16 protein-coding genes are annotated in these 18,457 nt (G+C 62.4%); 6 read left to right on the top strand and 10 right to left on the bottom strand.

The window, feature by feature from the left end:
* Window positions 1-150 precede the first annotated feature (150 nt).
* From AD670_RS22650 to AD670_RS22680, 7 genes are all read right to left on the bottom strand, one after another.
* Window positions 151-933, bottom strand: a complete 783-nt coding sequence (locus tag AD670_RS22650) for a MetQ/NlpA family ABC transporter substrate-binding protein (RefSeq protein ID WP_053137617.1) — start codon at window positions 931-933, stop codon at window positions 151-153.
* A gap of 123 nt (window positions 934-1,056) precedes the next feature.
* Window positions 1,057-2,004 carry a sigma 54-interacting transcriptional regulator gene (locus tag AD670_RS22655; RefSeq protein ID WP_053137620.1) on the bottom strand — a complete coding sequence of 316 codons (948 nt, stop codon included), beginning with the start codon at window positions 2,002-2,004 and terminating at the stop codon, window positions 1,057-1,059.
* Window positions 2,005-2,053: 49 nt separating this feature from the next.
* A complete protein-coding gene (locus tag AD670_RS22660) occupies window positions 2,054-2,635 on the bottom strand; it encodes an alpha/beta hydrolase (RefSeq protein ID WP_053137623.1) in 582 nt (193 codons plus the stop codon).
* Between the two features lie 317 nt (window positions 2,636-2,952).
* Window positions 2,953-3,354, bottom strand: coding sequence for a biopolymer transporter ExbD (locus tag AD670_RS22665; RefSeq protein ID WP_053137627.1), 402 nt, complete (start codon window positions 3,352-3,354; stop codon window positions 2,953-2,955).
* Window position 3,355: 1 nt separating this feature from the next.
* Window positions 3,356-4,075 carry a MotA/TolQ/ExbB proton channel family protein gene (locus AD670_RS22670; protein ID WP_053137629.1) on the bottom strand — a complete coding sequence of 240 codons (720 nt, stop codon included), beginning with the start codon at window positions 4,073-4,075 and terminating at the stop codon, window positions 3,356-3,358.
* A 54-nt stretch (window positions 4,076-4,129) separates the two neighbouring features.
* Window positions 4,130-4,945, bottom strand: coding sequence for an energy transducer TonB (locus AD670_RS22675; RefSeq protein ID WP_053137632.1), 816 nt, complete (start codon window positions 4,943-4,945; stop codon window positions 4,130-4,132).
* A 257-nt stretch (window positions 4,946-5,202) separates the two neighbouring features.
* The gene (locus AD670_RS22680; RefSeq protein WP_053137635.1) at window positions 5,203-6,036 is read right to left on the bottom strand and encodes a LysR family transcriptional regulator; all 834 of its coding nucleotides are present in this window, start codon (window positions 6,034-6,036) and stop codon (window positions 5,203-5,205) included.
* Between the two features lie 108 nt (window positions 6,037-6,144).
* Here AD670_RS22680 and AD670_RS22685 point away from each other — a divergent pair, with 108 nt between their 5' ends.
* On the top strand, window positions 6,145-7,332 hold the full coding sequence (locus AD670_RS22685; protein WP_053137638.1) for a CynX/NimT family MFS transporter: 1,188 nt from the start codon (window positions 6,145-6,147) through the stop codon (window positions 7,330-7,332).
* On the opposite strand, the gene AD670_RS22690 is transcribed toward AD670_RS22685, so the two are convergent.
* Window positions 7,303-9,651 (bottom strand): TonB-dependent receptor, encoded by a 2,349-nt coding sequence (locus AD670_RS22690; RefSeq protein ID WP_053137640.1) that lies wholly within the window; start codon window positions 9,649-9,651, stop codon window positions 7,303-7,305. The two genes, AD670_RS22685 and AD670_RS22690, sit on opposite strands and share 30 nt — an antisense overlap.
* A 155-nt stretch (window positions 9,652-9,806) precedes the next feature.
* Between AD670_RS22690 and AD670_RS22695 the strand changes: the two genes are divergently transcribed.
* Window positions 9,807-10,751: a LysR family transcriptional regulator gene (locus tag AD670_RS22695; protein ID WP_053137643.1), complete on the top strand. Its 945-nt coding sequence runs from the start codon at window positions 9,807-9,809 to the stop codon at window positions 10,749-10,751.
* Window positions 10,752-10,851: 100 nt separating this feature from the next.
* Entirely contained in the window at window positions 10,852-12,459 is a 1,608-nt protein-coding gene (locus AD670_RS22700; protein WP_053137646.1) for an alkaline phosphatase family protein, read from the top strand.
* A gap of 238 nt (window positions 12,460-12,697) precedes the next feature.
* Here the strand turns inward: AD670_RS22700 and AD670_RS22705 are convergent, their stop codons facing one another.
* Window positions 12,698-13,603, bottom strand: a complete 906-nt coding sequence (locus tag AD670_RS22705) for a TauD/TfdA family dioxygenase (protein WP_053137649.1) — start codon at window positions 13,601-13,603, stop codon at window positions 12,698-12,700.
* Window positions 13,604-13,782: 179 nt separating this feature from the next.
* On the opposite strand from AD670_RS22705, the gene AD670_RS22710 reads away from it, so the two are divergent.
* Complete coding sequence (locus tag AD670_RS22710) at window positions 13,783-14,703, top strand: LysR family transcriptional regulator (protein WP_053137653.1); 921 nt, start codon at window positions 13,783-13,785, stop codon at window positions 14,701-14,703.
* A gap of 53 nt (window positions 14,704-14,756) precedes the next feature.
* On the opposite strand, the gene AD670_RS22715 is transcribed toward AD670_RS22710, so the two are convergent.
* The gene (locus tag AD670_RS22715) at window positions 14,757-15,758 is read right to left on the bottom strand and encodes an ABC transporter substrate-binding protein (protein WP_053137656.1); all 1,002 of its coding nucleotides are present in this window, start codon (window positions 15,756-15,758) and stop codon (window positions 14,757-14,759) included.
* Between the two features lie 288 nt (window positions 15,759-16,046).
* Here AD670_RS22715 and AD670_RS22720 point away from each other — a divergent pair, with 288 nt between their 5' ends.
* Both AD670_RS22720 and AD670_RS22725 read left to right on the top strand, forming a co-directional pair.
* Window positions 16,047-17,639 (top strand): ABC transporter permease, encoded by a 1,593-nt coding sequence (locus AD670_RS22720; RefSeq protein ID WP_053137659.1) that lies wholly within the window; start codon window positions 16,047-16,049, stop codon window positions 17,637-17,639.
* The gene (locus AD670_RS22725; protein WP_053137662.1) at window positions 17,636-18,451 is read left to right on the top strand and encodes an ABC transporter ATP-binding protein; all 816 of its coding nucleotides are present in this window, start codon (window positions 17,636-17,638) and stop codon (window positions 18,449-18,451) included. The genes AD670_RS22720 and AD670_RS22725 overlap by 4 nt, the downstream gene beginning before the upstream one ends.
* Window positions 18,452-18,457 lie beyond the last annotated feature (6 nt).

Consider the following 18,457-nt stretch of genomic DNA (forward strand, 5'->3'; position numbering starts at 1 on the left):
GCGGTGTGTCAGTACATCTTTGACTGACACACCGCTATCGGGAGCAAGCCCCCTCCCACATTTTGATTGCATTCCAAATTACAGGCGTAAAAAACGCCGACGCTGTAGTAGCCGTCGGCGTTGAAACCTTGAAGGGGGTTTTGGCTTACATCAGAACGCCGGCACGACTGCGCCGTTGTACTTCTTCTCGATGAAGGCTTTGACTTCCGGGCTGGTCAGGGCCTTGGACAGTTTCTGGATAGCGTCGCTGTCCTTGTTGTCCGGACGAGCCACCAGGAAGTTCACGTAAGGCGAGTCGGCACTTTCAATGATCAGCGCGTCCTTGGCCGGGTTCAGGCCAGCTTCGAGAGCGTAGTTGGTGTTGATCAAATCCAGGTCAACCTGGTCCAGCACGCGTGGCAGCAGGGCCGATTCCAGCTCTTTGAACTTCAGGTTCTTCGGGTTGCTGGCGATGTCTTTCGGCGTGGCCAGGGCGTTGGTCGGGTCTTTCAGGGTAATCAGACCGTTCTTTTGCAGCAGCAACAGGGCGCGGCCGCTGTTGGAGCCTTCGTTCGGGATGGCCACGGTGGCGCCATCCTTGAGCTCGGAAATGTTCTTGATCTTTTTCGAGTAGCCGCCGAAGGGTTCAACGTGCACGCCAACCACGGTGACCAGGTTGGTGCCCTTGCCCTTGTTGAAGTTTTCCAGGTACGGCAGGGTCTGGAAGTAGTTGGCGTCCAGGCGCTTCTCGGCTACCTGTACGTTTGGCTGTACGTAGTCGGTGAAGACTTTGATTTCCAGGTCCACGCCTTCCTTTTTCAGGACGGGCTTGACCAGTTCGAGGATCTCGGCGTGCGGGACCGGGGTCGCGGCTACCACCAGTTTCTCGTTGGCCTGGGCGAAGCTTGCAGTCAGGGCAGCCGCCAGTGCGGTAAACAACAGAACCTTTTTCATGCAGTGTCCTTATCGAAATTCCGGGGCGTCTCTGACGACCGTTTTTTATGTGGTGTGCCAGCGAAGTGCTATCGCGGCGTGGGATGGACAATACCTAGATTTTTTATTCCCGAACAATATCTTTTATTCACGTTGATATTCCATTTTGCTCATGTAGCGGCTTTGTTCACTTAGAAAGCTGCGCAAGGTTTCCTGCTCAGCCGGGCTCGCATTGGCGAAAATCCGCTGCACTTGTTCCAACGGCGAGCCCGCCACCGGCAGGTTCAAATGTTCGGGCAGAATTTCGTCGCCGCTGCTCACCAGCAAGGCAAAGTGAATGACGTTCTCCAACTCACGGGTATTGCCCGGCCAACTGTGGTGTTCCAGCACATGCTGGGCCGCATCGCTGATCAGCGGCACCGGCAGGTCCAGGCGCTGACTGTAGATGCCGAGAAAGTATTCGGCCAACGACAGGATATCGCCCACCCGCTCACGCAATGCCGGCAAGTCCAGCTGACCTTCGCTGAGGTAATGGAACAGCCGCTCATGAAATTTGCCGGCCGCCACGGCCTGGGCCAGGTCGATGCTGGTGGCGGCCACCAGGCGCACGTCCACCGGGCTCGGCTGATGGGCGCCAACGCGAGTGACTTCATGGTTTTCCAGGGCGGCGAGCAGTTTTACCTGGATGGGCAGCGGCAGATCGCCGATCTCATCCAGGTACAAGGTGCCGCCATTCGCCGAGCCAAACCACCCGGCCCGGCTGCTGGCCGCGCCACTGTGGGCGCCGGCGGCATAGCCGAACAACTCGGCGTCGGCATAGGTCGGGCTGATGGCGCCGCAATTGACCGAGACAAACAAGCCGGTGCGGTCGCTGCCCCGGTGGATATGCCGTGCCAACAGTTCTTTACCGCTGCCGGTTTCGCCGCGTATCAACACCGGCAAAGCGCGGGGGGCGAGGCTTTCCAGGTCTTCGCGCAGCTTGCGCGAGCGAGGGTCGACAAACACCAGCGCCTTGGCACGAATGCTCAGCGGGCTTTTTTCGGCGTCGGGGAAGGTCAGCAGCGGCTGACCGAAGGTTTCATGCAGACTCATGGCAAGCTCCCGCCCCAAATCCACTCAGGGACGGGGCGTTGAAAAAAATTCAGGCACTACGCCGGGCGTGGTGCTCAAGACGGCTTTGCAGGCGATACAGGTAGGCGAACCCCTGCTCCCAGCGCTGGTGACCGGACTTCACATTGATATGCCCGGCACCCGACAGGATGCCGGCTTCGGCACCCCAGTTACGCGCCAGCTCCAGGGCCCGGGGGGCGCTGACGGCGCTGTCGTTATCGGAGCTGACCACCTGGATGGGAAACGGCAACAGGTCGGTCGGGATCGGTGCAAAGTTGCGCAGGGCGGGCGAGCAGGCCGGACGCTCGACGTCCGCCGGCGCTACCAGCAAAGCACCGCGCACCTGTCGCAGGAACTGCACGGGGGCGGTGGCAGCCCAATGGGCCACGGTGATGCAGCCCAGGCTATGGGCGATCAGAATCACCGGTGTGCTGTCGGCGGCAATCGCCTCGGCCAGCGCAGCCACCCAATCTTCGCGGCGCGGCGTCAGCCAATCGGCCTGCTCAACGCGTGCGCTGTTGGGCAGGCTGTTCTGCCAGTGACTTTGCCAATGATCTTCTGGCGATCCTTGCCAGCCCGGCACGATCAGATAACGAATCGACTCGCTGTGCATGGGTGTGCCCTCCTGCAGCGTTTAACGTTGTAGGACAGTATAGGGACGAGGGTTATATTCGTTAAGGAATAAGAAGCTATTTATTAATAACCAAAAACTCAAATCTTCATAAGGTTCAAATGTGGGAGGGGGCTTGCTCCCGATGGCGGTGGGTCAGTGACATATTTATCAACTGACCCACTGCTATCGGGGGCAAGCCCCCTCCCACATTGCCCCCATTCCACATTGGGATTTGGCGGCGTGGCTTGAATTCCAGGCAAAAAAAAAGGCCGCACCCTGCCAAGGAGACGGCCAAAAACTTGTCGAGGCTTTTGCAACTAACGTGCGGTAATCACCGACAGCTTGGTAATGCCCGCGCGCTCGATAGACGCCATGGCTCGCGCCACTTCGCCGTAGTTCACTCCATCGTCAGCCTGCAGTTGCACCCGCACATCGGGGTCCTTGGCCTTGGCCGCCTGCAGGTTGAATTCCAGCAGGTCCGGCTGGATTTCGTCCTTGTTGATAAACAGTTTGCCGCCGCCGTCGATGCTCACCACCAGCGGGTCTTTCTGCTCCACCGGCGCCACGGCCTCGGTCTTGGGCAGGTTGATCGGGATCGCGTTGGTCAACAGCGGCGCGGTGACGATAAACACCACCAGCAGCACCAGCATCACATCCACCAGCGGCGTGACGTTGATCTCGCTCAGCACCTCATCACTGTCTTGTGTGGAGAAGGCCATATCAGGATGCCTCCTTCACTTTTTGCGGGTTGCCCGGCGCATTTTTAGTCAGTGCCGGGTGCAGCAGTACGCGGAAAGAGTTCTTCTGCGCCAGGCTGTAGAAGTCGTGGGCAAAGTCATCCAGGTCGGCAGCCGTGAGCTTCAGGCGACGCAGGAAGTAGTTGTAGACCAGCACCGCCGGTACCGCGACGGCGATCCCCACGCCCGTGGCGACCAGGGCCGCACCGATCGGGCCGGCCACGGTTTCAAGGCTGGCGGAGCCGGCGGCGCTGATGCCCTTGAGCGCTTCCATGATCCCCCACACGGTGCCGAACAGGCCGATAAACGGCGAGGTGCTGCCGATACTGGCGACCACGGCCAGGCCGGTCTCCAGGGAGCGGCGCTCACGTACGATCTGCTGGCGCAGGGCACGCTCGAGACGGTCCTGGTGGTTGATCGCCTGGCTCAGGTCGGCCGCGTGCGGCGCTTCACCGACCTGGATCGCGGCGTAACCGGCCTGGGCCACACGGGCAGCGGCGCCGGGCTGGGTTTCGGCCAGTTCGGCGGCCGAGTCGAGACTCGACGCCGCCCAGAACTGTTTGTGGAACTTGCGATCCTGCGCTTTAAGGCGCCCGAACTGCACGCCCTTGAGCAGGGCCAGGCCCCAGGTGGCGACCGAAAAGACCACCAGCAGCCAGATCACCGCGCTTTCGATGGATTCAAGTGGAGATGCTAATGCCATGATGTTTTCCCTCTGTACAAGTCGCGGCGTGTGTTGCACACCGCAGCGCAATAGTTAGTGAATCTTGAAATCGATCGGTACGCTGACCCAGCCGTCCTGGGCCACATCGCCCTGCTTGGCCGGCACGAAGCTCCAACGCTTCACGGCGGTCAGTGCGGCGTCGTCGAGTTGCTGGCGACCGCTGCTTTTCTGGACCTGTATCTCGCCCGGCTTGCCGCTGGCCAGTACATGCACCCGCAACAACACCGTGCCTTCCCAACCGCGACGCTGCGCCAGTGACGGGTACTCCGGCGCCGGGTTCTTGAGGTACGCGGCGTTGGCCGAAGCCGGTGTCACCGGGGCTGGCGCGGGCGGAGCGGGCGCGGGGGCCGGTGGCGCCGGTTGCGGTGGCGTGGGCGCCTGCTCGACCGGTTTCGGTGCGGGCTTGGGCTCAGGCTTTGGCACCGGCTTGGGCTTGGGTTTTGGAATCGGCTTGGGCGGCGCCGGCTTGGCGGCCAACTCATCCACAACCGGCGGCGGTGGCTCGACCACGGGCGGCGGCGGTGGTGGCGGCACAGGCGGCGGCGGTTCCACCACGGGCGGTGCCGGCTGGGAAAATTCGATGGTCATCGGCGGAATTTCCGGCGGCACAATCGGCAGCACCGGGGTGGGTTTCTGGCTTACCCAATAAATCACTGCACCGTGAAGGGCCAACACCAACAAACCGAGCAGGATCCCTTCGCGACGGCTGGAGAAGCGCTTCGGGGTTTTCTGCGTTCGCAATTGCCCCAACGGCGCGCGGTGCGGCCGGCCAAGGTCGACCAACTCACCACTCGGTGCCTGGCGCCATTGCGCCTCGGATGCACTGGCGGCGGTCTGGACATTGCCCATTGATTCACTCCCTACGGTTTCGAAACCAAAAAACCGACGGGCCTGCGTGGAAGGCCGTCGAGGGCTGAATCATCGGGGCCAGACGCTTATCTCTTAAAGTAATCTTTGAAGTTATAGATAGATCAAATCTGAATAAGCGGACGCTCTGCAAACACCAAAGCCCCGGCCGGCGTGGCCTGGCGCCGAGGTGGTTTTTTTTGATGCTTTTCAGGCATACAAAATATTCAGTTAAGGCATGGCTCAACGGGGCTGTTTGCTCACAAATCGAACAGTTCAGCCTGTAAGCACTGCCCTGCGGCACTCAGGCCATGACGGGCATACAACGCCAGACGCACGCCTTGCACCACGGGCAAACCACTGTCCGGCCCCAGTTCCACATGCCCTGGCTGCACTACCCGCCGCGGCAACAGACTCACACCCAATCCCGCCGCCACCGCCGAACACACGCTGGCCAGGCTCGCGCTGGAATAGCCGATACGCCAGCGCCAGCCGCTCACTTCCAGGTGTTGCAGCATTTCATTGCGGTACAGGCCACCCACCGGAAAGGCCACCAACGGCAACGGATCGCGGCTCAGGCACGGCGTGCTGCGGCTGTCGACCCAGCACAGTGGCTCGGGCCAGGAGGCCAGGCAGTCGGCGCTGTCGCCCATCTGCTTGACCAGCAACACATCGAACTCGCCGCTGCGGTATTGGCGCTGCAACTCCGGGCCGAGACCGCTGGTGACTTCCAAGCGCACCCGTGGATACGCCAGCACAAACGCCGACAGCAACGGCATCAGGCGCTCGGCGGCAAAGTCTTCCGGTACGCCGAGGCGCAGCACGCCGTCGCTCTGTTGGTTGATCAACACATCGGCGGCTTCTTCATGCAGCGCGAGGATGCGCCGCGCATAGGCCAGCAAGCGCTCGCCCTCGGCGGTGGCGACCACGCGGCGCTGGTCGCGGTCCAGCAACTGGCACGCCACCGCCTCTTCCAGGCGGCGGATCTGCTGGCTCACGGTGGACTGGGTCAAGTGCAGGCGCTCGGCGGCGCGGGTGAAGTTGCCGCAGTCCACCACGGCGACAAAGCTGCGCAACAACACGGGATCGAACATGGGTGTCACCATTCCATTTGCCACTGGTTAGCATGGTTATATTTAATTTCAGAATACCTTTGGTGCTGGCCATACTCACGCCTCATTTACCGACTGCAAGAGCGTTGCATGACCCTGAATAAATCCCTCGCCGGCTGGGGCCTGCTGGTGGTGCTCGGCCTGAACCTGCGGCCGATCCTCAGCTCCATCAGCCCGTTGCTCGGCGAGATTCGCCAGGCCACCGGCCTGAGTTTCCAGAGCAGCGCACTGCTGACCAGCCTGCCGGTGGTGTGCATGGGGTTGGTGGCGCTGGTGGGCGTGCGCGTCGAAGCCCGCCTGGGCGAACGGCGCGGCATCGCCCTGGGCTTGATGATGATCCTGCTGGCGTGCCTGGCGCGCTGGTTGATGGGCCAGGCGTCGGCGCTGCTGGTCACGGCGTTGCTCGGCGGCGCGGGTGTGGCGCTGATCCAGGCCTTGGTGCCGGCGATGATCAAGCGCGAATTCCGTCATCGCGTGCCGGTGGCGATGGGCGTGTACTCCGCCTCGCTGATGGCCGGCGGCGGGCTCGCTGCGCTGCTCAGCCCGCTGGTGGCCACGCATTTCCAGCAATGGCAGGCGGGGTTGGGGGTGTGGCTGCTGCCGGCGCTGGGCGCCTTGCTGCTATGGGCCTGGCTGCCGCTGGGCGCGGCCAGAAATCCACAGGTGGTGCCGGCCTTCAAGGACCTGCGCAATCGTCGCGCCTGGTTGCTGGCGCTGTATTTCGGCCTGGTCAATTGCGGCTACATGAGCCTGGTGGCGTGGCTGCCGGCCTACTATCAGCAACTGGGCTGGGGCGTGTTGCCCAGCGGTTCGCTGCTGGCGTTCATGACTATTTTCCAGGTGCTCGCCGCGCTGTTGATGCCGGTGCTGGCGCAACGCGGTATCGACCGTCGGCCGCTGCTGGGCATTGCCCTGCTGGCCCAGACCGTGGGTTACCTCGGCCTGATCATCGCGCCGCAGGAGTATCCGCACCTCTGGGTGGCGTTGTGTGGCTTCGGCCTGGGCGCGTGTTTCGCCCTGAGCCTGCTGCTGACCCTCGACCACCACCGCGACCCACGCCAAGCCGGGCAACTGGCGGCCTTTGTGCAAGGCGTGGGCTTTTTGATCAACGCCGTGTCGCCGTGGATGACCGGCTGGCTGCGCGAACTGACCGGCAATTTTGTCAGCGCCTGGGTGGTGCTGACGGTCACGGCGGTGGCGATGCTGGTGGTGACGCGAGTGTTCAGCCCGGCCACCTATCGCACAGGGCTAGAAGTCATAGCGCCCAGTCACTCCTAGCGTGCGCGGTGAACCGAGCAAGCCTTCGTAGCCGCCGTTCCCCCCCGTCCACAGAGTGGTGTAGTAGGTCTTGTCGAAGGCGTTTTTCAGCCATAACGACACGTCCCACTGCCCCTGCTCATAGTTGCCACGCAGGCCGGTGGACAGGTTGACCACGGCGTAGGCAGGAATCTGTCCATAGTCGGAGTCCTCCACCGTGCCCACGGCCTTGGAGCGGAAGGCATAGCTTGCGGTGACATAGGGTTCGAAGCCGTTATCCAGGTTCCACTTGTATTCGCCGTTGGCGTTGGCGATCCATTTCGACGCCCCCACCACTTGATGCCCACTCAGGTCGCAGGAGGCCGGCGCACCGGGGCGCAGACTGACTTCCGGCGGGCACGGCGCATCCTTGTAAGACAGGTAGCTCACATCGTTGAACGAGCCGTTGATGTTCAGCGTCAGGCCCTTGATCGGCACCAGGGTGCTTTCCACCTCGACGCCCCGCGAGCGCACCGAACCAGCGTTGGTCAGGTACTGCACACGGTTGTTCTGGTCATAGGCATTGGTCTGGTAACCGTTGACCTGGGTCCAGAACAGGTTGGCATTGAGCTGCAGCCGCCGGTCCCACAACGTGCTTTTGAAACCCAGTTCGGCGTTGTTGGCGCGCTCGGTGCCGATCAGCAATGAGTCGGCACCGGCCGTCGGTGCTGAGCCTACCGCCAGGTTGACCCCGCCGGACTTCTCGCCATGGGACAAGGTCGCGTAGCCCAGCAGGTTTTCGTTGAAGTGGTAGCTCAGGTTCAGCAAACCCGAGGGGCTGGTGCTGTATTGCTTGAGATCACCGGAATCGTATGCCCCCGCGCGGCCACGTCGGGCCGTAGCGGCAGCACCGGTGACCGCCGCACCGCCGAGGGGATTGTTACGCGTGACCCAGGCACTTTTTTCTTCATAGGTGCCACGCAGGCCAGCGGTGAAATCCAGGCGCTCGGTGAGGTGCCAAGTGCCTTGGGCAAACAGTGCAAAACTGTCGGTGCGAATGTGCCCGTTGCCCACGCTGCTGACGTTGGCCAGTGCGCCGGCTGGCGTGCCGTTCCAGATGTCGGCCTGCGGCCCGTAATAGCTGAAGGATTTGTTATCCAGCGAATTACCGAAGTAGTAGGCGCCCAGCACGTAATCGAAGAAACCGCCGGTAGGCGAAGCCAGCCGGAATTCCTGGGACCACTGCTTATCTTCCACCGACACCCCGGCGTTATACGACGCCGGCACGTTAAGGCCGTCGTCGTTACGCGGGGTGAAATTCCAGAAGCGATACGAACTGACCGAGGTCAGGGTGAAGTCACTCGGCAACGTCCAGTTGGCTTCCAGCGACGTGCCGCCCTGGAACACCGTGACATGCTGGTCGCTGTCGAGGTTGACCTTGCGATGGGTGCCGTCCACCAGGGTCGCGCCTGCCGCGTTGGCCCGCGACTGGTAGAGGTTGGTGCCGTTGATGGTTGGCCCGGTGCTGTACAGCACACGGGTGCCGGCGCTGGAATCCTCTTCGTTGTAATCGCCGATCCAGCGCAGGTTGAACGCCTCGCTGGGCTTGTACAGCAGTTGCCCGCGAAAACCCTGGCGCGAGCCACCGTTGAGGTCATGGCCGTTGTATTCGTTCTTGATGTCGCCGTCGCTGCGGGTGCGATACGCCGAGAAACGCCCCGCCAGGTCATCGGTGAGCGGGCCGGAAATCGTGCCTTTGGTCTGGAAGTAGCCGTCCTCGCCCAACGAGGTTTCAATGCTGCGCTCCGGGGTAAAACTCGGCGCGCGCGTGCTGATGTTGATCACCCCGGCGGTGGTGTTTTTGCCGAACAAGGTCCCTTGCGGGCCGCGCAAGACTTCAAGCTGTTCGATGTCCATCAGGTCGAACACCGCCATGCCCGGCCGCCCGAGGTAGACGTTGTCGATATACAGCCCCACGCTGCCCTCAAGGCCGTCACTCGCCGGGTTGTTGCCCAGGCCGCGAATCGACACGCTGGACTGACGCGCATGCATGTAGGCGACGTTGACGCTGGGCACCAGTTGCTGCAAATCCTGAATCCGGTACACCCGCTGGCTCTCCAGCGCCTGCCCGCCGATCACGCTCATGGGCGTCGGCACTGCCTGGGCACTCTCGGTGCGGCGCCGAGCGGTCACCGTGACGGTTTCCAGTTGGCCATTGGCGCTCTCGCCTTCGGGCGCTGGCGTGTTTGCGTCGGCCGCGTGGCTGGGCGTCCAGCTGGCACTACCGGCCAGCAACAGCGCCAGCGGCAAGCGCTTGAGCCGCCAGGGAGAGGAAGGGACAGCGGACTTCAACAGACTCATAAGCGGCTCCGGAACCTGGAAATATCCCTCGAGAGATATTCCTTTAGGTTATTTATTTATGTTTTAACGAACATTTACTGCATAAGAGATAGCCTTTATAAGGAGTCGACCTAATGCATAGCCAATGCATTTCCCAGATATTTTTGATGTGAAAAATGCATATCGATTTGCGCCAGCTTCGTCACTTCATCGCCCTTGCTGAACAACGCAGTTTTGTGGCGGCGGCGTTGGCCGTGAACCTGTCGCAATCGGCGTTCAGTCGCAGCATCCAGGCCCTGGAACACAGTGCCGGCTGCCAACTGGTGGATCGCGGCCGCAAGGACCTGGCACCGACCAAACAAGGCCAGGTCTTGCTGGAGCACGCCCGGCGCCTGGTCAGCGGCGCGCAGCAATTGGCCAACGAGATCAGCCAGTTCAATGGCCTGGAGGCGGGGGAGTTGCGCTTCGGTTGCGGCCCGGCACCGGCCGGCGGCTTGATCCCCCGCGCCATCGGCAGTTTTATCGGGCGCTACCCCAAGGCACGGGTGCAGTACCAGGTGGACGACTGGCAGAGCCTGAGCAAACGCCTGCTCAGTGAAGAGTTCGAGTTTTTCGTCGCCGATACCCGCCACTTCGAAGCCAACCCGGACTATCACACCCACCGCCTGCGCCCGCGCCGCTGGTATTTCTGCTGCCGCGCCGGCCACCCGCTGGCCCTGCGCGACAGCGTGAGCGCCGCCGAGCTGATGAGTTACCCGCTGGCCGTGACCATCCGCCCGCCCAACCTGCGCAAGGTCATCGTCGACCTCAGCGGCCGGCCCGATTACCTGCCCAATGTCGAATGCGAGAACGGCTATAGCCTGATGGGCGTAGTGCTGCGCTCCGACGCCATCGGCATCGTCAGCGCCAACAGCGATGTGCTGCACATGGCCCGGGGCGAACTGGTGTGCTTGAAGATCGAGGGCCTGGCTGAGGATCTGGAGGAGCGTTACACCCGCTACGGCATCGTCAGCCGTGCGGGGTATCGCTTGTCGCCGCTGGCGGAAGCGATGATCGAGCAGATCAAGCAGATCGATGAGTTGGATGAGGATGTGTGTGCACTGGAGAACGTCGCCGTTTAGGCCATGCATTCACTGCATCAAACCCAGTCCCCAAATGCACTTGCCAGCCCCCCACCCGAACGGCGAAAAACCTCACCTGTCCTCCGTCTGGTGAAGCCCCATGTCCCACCCCCAACCCGTGCGCAACGTGCTGTACATCATGTGCGACCAACTGCGCCGCGATTACCTGTCGTGCTACGGCCACGCCCACTTGCACACGCCGAACATCGATCGCCTGGCCGCCGCCGGCGTGCGCTTCAGCCGCGCCTATACCCAAGGCACCATCTGCGGGCCCTCACGCATGTCGGCCTATACCGGGCGCTACGTCAGCAGCCACCAGGTGGCGTGGAATGCGGTGCCGTTGCCCCTGGAAGAACTGACCATCGGCGACTACCTGCGCCCCCACGGCATCCGCACGGCACTGGTCGGCAAGACCCACGCCACGCCCAATGTGGAAGCCTTGCAACGCCTGAATATCGACCCTGACAGCGAGCAGGCCGAGCCGTTGAACGAGGTCGGCTTCGAGGCGTACCTGCGTCACGACGGCATCTACCCCGACAGCCCGCTGTTCGATGAAAAACGCGAGTCCGCGCCCTACACCCATTACCTGCGCGAGCAAGGCTACAGCGGCACCAACCCGTGGCACGAATGGGCGAATGCGGCAGCAGGTGAAAACGGCGAAGTCCTCAGCGGTTGGCACATGCGCAATGCAGGCCTGCCTGCGCGCGTGGCCGAGGAACACTCGGAAACCGTCTACACCACCGACCGTGCGATCGACTTTATCCGTGAGCAGGCCGAACAACCGTGGTGCCTGCACCTGTCGTATATCAAGCCACACTGGCCCTACATCGCACCGGCGCCGTATCACGCGCTGTATGGCGCCGAGCATATCCAGGCACCGATCCAGCCAGGGGAGACCAGCGATCACCCGGTGTACCAGGCGTTCCGCCAGCACCAGGAGAGCCTGAACTTTTCCCGTGAGGAGGTACGGCTCACGGTGATTCCCACCTACATGGGCCTGATCAAACAGGTCGACGACCAACTGGGACGCCTGTTCGATTTTCTGCAAGGCAATGGCCGTTGGGACGACACCCTGATCGTGTTCACCAGCGACCATGGTGACTTCCTCGGCGATCACTTCCTCGGCGAAAAAGAATTTTTGCTGGAACCTGCCGTGGGCATTCCGCTGATCGTGCGTGACCCACGCGCCGCTGCCGATGCCAGCCGTGGCACGGTGGACGCGCGCCTGGTGGAAACCATTGATGCACTGCCGACCTTCCTCGACGCCTTGGGCCTGCCCGCAGCCGAGCACCGCCTGGAAGGGCGCTCACTGATCCCGTTGCTGCAAGGCCAGGCAACGCGCTGGCGCCGCTACGCCATCGCCGAGTACGACTACGCCTTCCAGGCCCCGGCTCGCGAACGCCTGGCGCAACCCATCGACCGTTGCCGCATGACCATGGTGCGCAGCGAGCGCTGGAAATACCTGGCGTACGACGGGTTTCGCCCACAGCTGTTCGACCTGGAAAACGACCCGCAGGAACTGCACGACCTGGGCAACGACCCGGCCTATGCCGACGTGCGCGAAACCCATGTGGGGTACCTGTTCGAATGGCTGCGCGGGCTGAAGCGGCGCACCACCATCAGCCACGCAGAGATCGATCTGCGTGGCCAACGGTTTCGGTATGGTGAGCCGGAGGCGGAGAAAGTGGTGCAAATCGGCGTGTGGTAAACCACACATCGAATGTGGGAGGCCCCACTACCTCTGTGGCGAGCGGGCTTGTCCCGCGTTGGGGCGCGAAGCGCCCCTAACGAAGACGAATGTGGTGCATCAGGCACTCCTCTGCGCCTGGTTCTGGGGCTGCTTCGCACCCCAACGCGGGACAAGCCCGCTCGCCACAGGTACGGTGTTCGCCCTTAACTAACTGGTATTGGGGCTTACCCCCTCCCACATTTGAAGCGTTGTCAGCTCAGAGACCTTTGGTGGTCTGACTGCGCTGCCCGTGCACGCCCACCGGCACATCCCCCTTGAGCGTCACCCGGCGCACGATGCGTTCCTGGGTGCCGTAGTCGTCCACGGCGTAATGCTGGGTCGCGCGGTTGTCCCAGATCGCCACGTCGCCAGTGCTCCAGCGCCAGCGCACGGTATTTTCCAGGCGGGTGACATGGCTTTGGAGCAGGTTGAACAGCTGGGTCGAGTCCGCCTGGGAATAGCCTTTCAGGCGCTTGACGAAGTGCCCCAGCAACAGGGTCTTCTCGCCACTGACCGGATGCACGCGCACCACCGGGTGTTCGGTTTCGTACACCGTCGAGGTGAACACCTTGCGGTATGCCTCAAGCCGCTCTACCGACACATCCGGCTTGAGCGCGGCGTAGTCGTATTCGTTGCTGTGCACCGCCCACAAGTTATCCGCCAGGGCGCGCAGTTCGACGCTGAGGTCGTTGTAGGCGCTTGAGGTGTTGGCCCAGACCGTGTCGCCACCGGATTTGGGCGCGAGCACCGAACGCAGGACCGAGGCTTTCGGGTAGGCATCGACGAAGGTCACGTCGGTGTGCCAGGAATTGGCGCGCTGGCCACGGGTACCGTCCAGCTCCATGAGGAAGCGCGTGCCGTCGCGCACCGGCACCGTCGGGTGGGCAATCGGCTCGCCGAGCAGATGGGCAAAGGCTTCCTGGCTCTGGTCATCGAGGTGAGTCTGCTCGCGGAAGAAGATCACCTTGTACTGCACCAGCGCCTGCTGGATGGCTTCGACCGTGGCGGCATCCAGATCGCCGGACAATGTGATGCCGCGGATCTCGGCGCCGATGCGGCCGGCGACCGGGTGAATATCCAGCGCCTGGGCGACGGGTTGAACAGCTAATGCGGCGTTGCTCATGGTGATGACCCTCTTGTGCCTGCTGATGGGGACGCTTTCCGACAACGCTCTATCCATATGCAATTTAGGTCTAGCAAATGAACTAATGCTTCGTTGACGGAATAAGAGCTTGCATTTAAAACCTCTCCTCCCGTGGTCGCAAATGCCTTCGACCTATTTTTAAGATGCAGGGAAAGCATATGGATCTTCGCCAACTGCGGTACTTCATCGCCCTCAACGAACACCGCAGTTTCGTGCGTGCGGCGGACGCCATGGGCATCACCCAACCGGCGTTCAGCCGCAGCATCCAGGGGTTGGAACAGGAGTTCGGCTGCGTGCTGGTCGACCGTGGTCACAAAGACCTGCGCCCCACGCCGGAAGGCCAGGTAGTGCTGCAACACGCCCTGACCCTGGTGCATGGCGCGGCGTTGCTGAGCAGCGAAGTCACGCGCATGACCAAGCTCGACGCCGGCGACCTGCGCTTCGGCTGCGGCCCGGCCCCGGCGGTGAAACTGGTGCCGGATGCGGTGGCGCGCTTTATCAGCGCCCACCCGAAAATCCGCACCAGTTTCCAGGTGGATAACTGGGAAAAACTCAGCCGTGCCCTGAGCCGTGAAGAGATCGAGTTCTTTATCGCCGACATCCGCCAATTCGAAGCCGACCCGAATTTCCAGACCCGCGCGCTGACCCCCAAGCGCGGGGTATTTTTTTGCCGACCGGGGCACCCGTTGCTGGCCAAGGACAGCCTGTCGACCAACGACATGTTCGACTACCCGCTGGCGGCGCCGCTGATCTCACAGGGCATTCGCAAGCTGTTGGCAAACCTGAGCGGGCGCATGGATTTTTCCCCGAGCATCCAGACCGAACATTTCCCGGCGCTGGTGAAGATCGTGCTGCAGTCCAACGCCATCGGCGTCGGCACCGAGGAGGCGTTCGCCGAAGACATCGCCCAAGGCACGTTGAAGCTGCTGCACTGGCGCAACCTGCCGCAGAACATGGAGACCATGAGCGCCCGCTGCGGGATTGTCAGCCGCACCGGTTCGCGGTTGTCGCCGGCGGCAAAAGCGATGATCGAGACGCTGGTGGAGGTGGACAGGCAGGAAGTGAGTGTGGCGGTTTGAAGGGCCTCATCGGGGGCAAGCCCCCGATGTCGATAGCCCAGGCACCACCCGACTCAAAGCCCCGCCGCCGCCAGATTCGGCGCCACCCAGTCACTCACCTGGAACGGCTTGCGAATCAGCTTCTCCTTGGAGGCCAGGTCCACCGAACCCTGCAATTTTGTCAGGAACACCGGGTCCAGGGTCGACGGGAAAATCTCGCTGAGGGTCTGGTCTTTCAAGTCATTGGTGAGGATCACCGGCGGGTAACTGGCCAGCCCGGACACCAGCGCAATGTAGGCTTGTTTGTTGTTGTCATCGATCAACCATTGCACCGCCTGCTGCTGGGCCTTGAGCAGCTTGGCGACGGCGTCGGGGTGCTCGTCGACAAACTGTTTGCTGCCCACCAGCACCGCCTGGACGCTGCCGGCGCCGCCGAGGTCCTTGGTGGTCAGCGGAATTTCAGCCAGCCCCTTGGCTTGTAACGCCGTCAGGTTCGATCCACCCCAGGTGGCGTCGATCTGCTTGGCGGCCAACGCGGCATTGGCGGCGTTGTAGTCCAGGCTGATGACTTTGAGGTCCTTCTCACTCAAGCCCTGGCTGGCCAATGCACTGTCGAACGACAGCTGGCTTGCCGTACCACGGAACACCGCGACGCGCTTGCCCTTGAGGTCCTGCAAGGTCTTGATGCCTGAGCCCGGTACCACGCCGAGGTACTGCTTGATGTCCCGCGCGGTGGCGCTGAGCAAGCGCGTCTCCAGGCCATTGGAGCGGCCGATGATCGCCGCCAGGTCGCCCAGGTAAGCCAGGTCCACCTGGCCATTGGCGAAGGCTTCATTGATCACCGGGCCGGCGCCCTTGAAGTAATTCCACTGGATCTTGATGCCTTGGTCGGCAAAGGCTTTTTCGAAGATCTGCTGCTCGCGCAACACGTCCGTTATACCGCCGCCACTGTGCTGGCTGCCTGCGCTGAGGTCGGGCACGGCGATGCGGATTTCCTTGAGGTCGGCAGCCTGTACCAGGCCCGCCAGTGCGGTGCCTGCGACCAGGGTGATCAGTCGTTTGAAGGGCAGTTTCATAAGCGCAGCTCCTTGTGGGCGAGGGTCGCCTGGGGAGCAGAAAGTACGCACACCCTGATCAAAACTTTAAATACTATAAATTCACAATTTAATAGCTTTTGGATCTATACAAGTGAAAACGCCGGCCCCAGAGGACTATGCATAAACAGCATCGAAAATATTCTTCGAATGCATTGGATGCGTGCCGGGCAGAAGCTTTAAATGATTTTTCTTATCCCCCAATCATCTTGATTGCGTTTTTATAAGATCAAAAACACATAACGCCATCGGCGACAACGGAGGTCCTCCATGGCCCGAATTTCACTTTTGAGCCTCCCGCTCGCGGCCCCCGGCGCCACGCCGCGCTGGCCGCTGCGCAGTGAACGCCTGTTGCCATGGTTGCTGCCGGTGACGCTGTTTGCGCTGTGGTGGCTGGCCAGCCGCAATCACTGGATGAGCGAACAGATCCTGCCACCACCGTCCCTGGTGTGGAGCAGCGCCGTGGAGCTGGCTGGCGGCGAGTTGTGGAGCCACTTGGCAATCAGCCTGCAACGCCTGTTCTGGGGCCTGCTGGCGGGTATTGGGGCCGGGGCGCTGCTGGGCGCGTTGCTGGGTTTCAGTGCGCGCGCCGAGCGCCTGGTGTTTCCGACGTTCAGTGCGTTGTCGCAAGTACCGACACTGGCCTGGATTCCACTGTTCATGGTGTTCTTCGGCATTGGCGAAACCCTGAAACTGGTGGTGCTGGTGAAGGCGATCGTGGTGCCCGTCACCCTGCATACCCTGGTGGGCGTACGCGACGCCCAACCCCAGTTGCGTGAAGCCGCCCGCGTGTTGCGCTTGCCCACGCACCTGTTGATCCGCCGCCTGATCCTGCCTGCCGCGCTGCCCGCCTTTATGGCCGGCGTGCGCCTGGCCCTGGCGGCCGGCTGGACCTCGCTGCTGGCGGTGGAGTTGCTGGCCTCCAGCGAAGGCATCGGCTACCTGATGGTGTGGGCGCGCCAGCTGTTCATGCTCGATATTGTCTTCGTGTGCATCGTGGTCATCGGCGTATTTGGCGTGGTGATGGACCGTGGCATTGGCTGGCTGGACCGCAAATGGGTGCACTGGCCCCATCCGGCCACGGCGCAGATTCGTCGCGGGCCGCGCTATCAAGGCTGGCAGCGCCTGCAACCGTGGTTGCTGCCCCTGCTGTTGCTGGCGCTGTGGCAGGTCGCGACGCAACAAGGCTGGGTAGACCCGAACATTCTGGTCAGCCCATGGGTGGTGCTGCACACCACCGTCGCCGGGGTAGTGGATGGCAACCTCAGCGGTGCACTGGGCACCAGCCTGGGGCGAAGCCTGGGCGGCTTGCTGCTCGGTGGCGGCCTTGGCTTTGCCATGGGCCTGTGGCTGGGACTGTCACGGCGCAGTGAGCGGGTACTCGGGCCGACCCTGGCCGCCTTGCGCCAGATCGCGATTTTCGCCTGGGTGCCGCTGCTCACTGCCTGGTTTGGCCTGGGTGAGTTGGCCAAGTGGGTGTTTATCGCCCTTGCCGCCTTCTTCCCGCTGTTTATCGCCACCCAACGCAGCGTGCTGAATCTGTCGCCGCAGCTCAACGAAGCGGCGCAGGTGTTGCGCCTGAACCTGTTCCAACGGCTGCGACGCCTGGTGCTGCCAGGCGCCGCAGCCGGCATTTTCGCCGGCCTGCGCCTGAGCCTGATCTACGCCTGGCTGGGCACCATCGGTGCGGAATATTTCATGCCGTCCAACGGCGGTATCGGCAGCCTGATGATCGGCGCCCAACAACTGCTGCGCATGGACCTGATCATGAGCGGCATGCTCCTGGTCGGCCTCACCGGCGCGGCCCTCAACCTGATCGGCCAACGCATCGAAACCCGCGCCACCCGCTGGAGACACGCATGAACGCACCTATCGTCAGCTTCAACCATGTGGGCAAGACCTTTGACGTCGACGGCTTCGAGCTGGAAGCCATCCGCGAATTCAACCTGGAGATTGCCGAAGGCGAATTCGTCGCGATTGTCGGCTCCAGCGGCTGCGGCAAATCCACCCTGCTGCGCCTGTTGGTGGGGCTGGATACGCAGTTTCGCGGCGAGATCCGCGTCGACGGCAAAGCGGTCAGCGGCATCGGCGGCGAACGCGGCATCGTGTTCCAGGAGCACCGTTTGTTCCCCTGGCTGAGCGTGGCGGAAAACATCGGCCTGGGCCTGGTCAACGAGCCGTTGAGCGAGGCCGAGCGAAACCGGCGCATCGCTGACTTTATCGAACTGGTGGGCCTCACCGACTTCACCCGCGCCTATCCGCACCAACTGTCCGGCGGCATGGCGCAACGGGTGGCGATTGCCCGCGGCCTGGTGGCCAGCCCGCGCATCCTGTTGCTGGACGAACCGTTCGGCGCCCTCGACGCCCTGACCCGCCAGCAGATGCAGGATGAACTCCTGGCAATTCGCGCCCGCGCCAAAATCACCACGGTGTTGGTGACCCACGATGTGGAGGAAGCGATTTTCCTCGCCGACCGGGTGGTGGTGATGGAGCCCCGGCCGGGGCGGATCAAGCAGGTGGTGGACGTCGCCCTGCCACATCCACGTCAGCGCAGCAGTTTTGAATTCCACCAACTGCGTGAAGAACTGCTGCATGAATTGACCAACGATGACCATTACCAGCCGCCGGTGCGCGAACAGATCCGCGATCTGCCATTGGCCTTTATTGCCTGCTGAAAAAAG

The organism is Pseudomonas sp. MIACH, from assembly GCF_001269925.1.
GTDB lineage: Bacteria > Pseudomonadota > Gammaproteobacteria > Pseudomonadales > Pseudomonadaceae > Aquipseudomonas.